Here is a 2,659-nt window from a genome sequence, read left to right as displayed (position 1 = left end):
TTGGCGGTAAACTTCTGTGACAACTAACAGCATTTTATAATGATATTTACTCAGACACTGTAATTCGCCCATCTCATGAATATGGGCTAAATTTCTTTTGATGTATTGTAGTTGTTTTTTAATTGCTTTTCTTCGTTCTTTTTGTGATGCTCTCCGTTTCTTTGCTACTTTTAAGTATTCTTTTCTCGCCAGTTTTCTATAAGTTCTTGGCTTCTTTTTTTCTGGGTCTTGATTTTGAGTGTGAAGAGCATCTATGATTTCTTCAGTATGCGTTCGTGCTTGATTTAATAGTCCTAAGTCGTTGGGATATCTAATGTCGGCTGGTGCACAGGTTGCATCTAATATTAATTTTCCTTGATTGGGACTAGACTGGGTTTCTAATGAGGTTTTTTTTTCGACTTCCCTTGGTATTTCAATATGGTCTTTGACCATTTTCTCGTTGATTTTATTTACTAGGTTGATACCTATTCTCTGCCTAAAATGAACTAACATTGATGAATCAAAGGGTTCTTTATTGCTATAGGCTGTCAGGCCTATAAAGTATTGCAGGTATGGGTTCTCTCGGATTTGCTCTACTGTTTCCCGGTCACTTGTCCCTAACCTTTCTTTAATTATTAATGCTCCCAATGCCATCCTAAACGATTTGGCTGGAGCTCCCATATCGGTTGCGAAATTTTGGGCATATTCGGCTTCAAATTCTAACCAAGGAATTAGTTTTGCCATGATTACCCAACGATTATCTTCTGATAATTGCCCCTCAAAGGGTAAGTCAAAGTTGGATGGCGGGTTTGGGGCCCTAGTCAACTTTTCGGTACATCGCGAAAGTGATGATCTGCTAGGCTTTTGACTGATATTAGCTTATATCCTTGCACATTACAAGGGTTTAAACTTGCCACAAGTCTTTTTCTATAAGGGTTTTAGACTTTCTCCGCAAGCCCTATTTATGCTCTGGTAATTCGTAGTTTGTGATTGTTAATTAGCCAGATAAAGAACCACAGCTAAGCTGCTACGCAGGTAAGAAGGAGCGCATCGGGGTTGACTACATCACATCCCTTCCAAACGCAGGAAATGCACCCGCCCTGATAGCTCGCCTACAGCAATAATTCTCCCATCTGATGTCATGGCGCAGGACCATAGCGGAGCATCACCAATGAAATAATCGATAACTCTCCCACTTTTCACATCCCAGACTTTGAGAACATCTTCTGAAACCGAGATAGCCCTCTGTCCATCCAGTGTTACTGCTACTGCTCTAACATCAGTATGACCCTGTAGAGTATGCAGTTTGACTCCAATTTTTAAATTCCAGACTTCAATAATGGCTTGCGAAGCACAGATCGCCCATTCCCCATCTGGTGTTACTGCAACCGCTCTAACCCAGTCCGTAGACCCTTTGAAAGTAGATAGGCTACCTTCACCGTTCAGTGTCCAAACTTCAAGAGTATTGTCGGATGAAGCAAAGATAACTTGCTTTTTATCCGTCGTAGTTACTGTTACGGACAAAACGTTAGTATTATCCCTATTAAAGGTGTGATGTACTTCTCCAGTTTCCAAATCCCAGATTTTTATGGCATCTCGCGAAGTTGAGAATACCTGCCGATTATCTCGTGTCACTGTTGCTGAAAAGACGTTATCGGTATGATCTGTGAAGGTGCGACATATTTTTACACTCTTCAGATCCCACACTTCCACAATATTTTTTTCAGCAGAGATTGCCTGTTGACTATCTGGTGTTACTGCTAAGACACTACCAGTATGACTCTTGCAAGAGTGCTTTACTTTTCCAGTTTCTAACTCCCAAACTTTGAGAGTGCTGTCAGTTGAAGTCGAGATGGCTTGCTTCCCATCCGGTGTTACCACTATCGCAGTAATTTCTCCTGGATGACTGATTGCAGGGAATTTTTCGATTCCAGTTTTTATATCCCAGACTTTAAGTGTGTTGTCGAGTGATGTTGAGATAGCTTGCTTTCCATCCGGCGTTATCACTATGTCCTTAACCCAGGCAGTATGCCCTTGTGAAGTCAGTTGTTCTGCTTCATAAGCTAAGTTCCACACCTTGAGCGTTTTATCCGTTGAAGCTGAGATCATCTGTTTTCCATCCAGAGTTACAGCGATAGCTGTAACTCGGTTGGTTAGATCTTTAAAGCTACACAGTTCGGTTCCACACTCTACATCCCAGACTTTGAAAACTGTATCGGCTATTATCCCAGATGAATCTGAAGCAGAAATCACCTGCTTACCATTCGGTGTCACTGCTACTGCTGTAAGTTCTCCTGTATGACCTTTGAGAGTGCGTAGTATTCTCCCAGTCTGCAAGCCCCAAATTTTAAGAGTACAATCAGCCGAAGCAGAAATTACTTTTTCCCCATCCGGCGTCACTGCTACTGCTGTGACTTCTCCCGTATGACCTTCGAGAGTGTGTAATATTTTCCCAGTCTGCAAGTCCCAAATTTTAAGAGTACAATCAGCCGAAGTGGAAATCACCTTTTGCCCATCTGGTGTTAATACTATTCGTCTGATCCACAGAGTATGACCTTGCAGGATACAAAATACTTCTCCAGTTTCGCAATTCCAAATTTTGAGCTGTAGTTTAGACTAAAAATGAGCTCATCTAAAAGTAGCTGCCTTTGAATATAAGGCAAGCTGTTGCTCAAAAACT

Annotated in this window: 1 protein-coding gene and 1 pseudogene; both read right to left on the bottom strand. The window is 41.5% G+C overall.

What is annotated here, in order from left to right:
* A pseudogene (locus QUB70_RS32255) lies at positions 1–817 on the bottom strand (IS5 family transposase); the annotation flags it as partial.
* 227 nt (positions 818–1,044) lie between these two features.
* Positions 1,045–2,541: a WD40 repeat domain-containing protein gene (locus tag QUB70_RS32250; protein WP_332985876.1), complete on the bottom strand. Its 1,497-nt coding sequence runs from the start codon at positions 2,539–2,541 to the stop codon at positions 1,045–1,047.
* Positions 2,542–2,659: the final 118 nt, after the last annotated feature.

The organism is Microcoleus sp. A003_D6 (assembly GCF_036702825.1).
In the GTDB taxonomy this organism is placed as follows: Bacteria; Cyanobacteriota; Cyanobacteriia; order Cyanobacteriales; family Microcoleaceae; genus Microcoleus.
The sequence above is the reverse complement of the archived record's forward strand: the minus strand, read 5'-3'. Positions and strand labels throughout refer to the sequence as shown.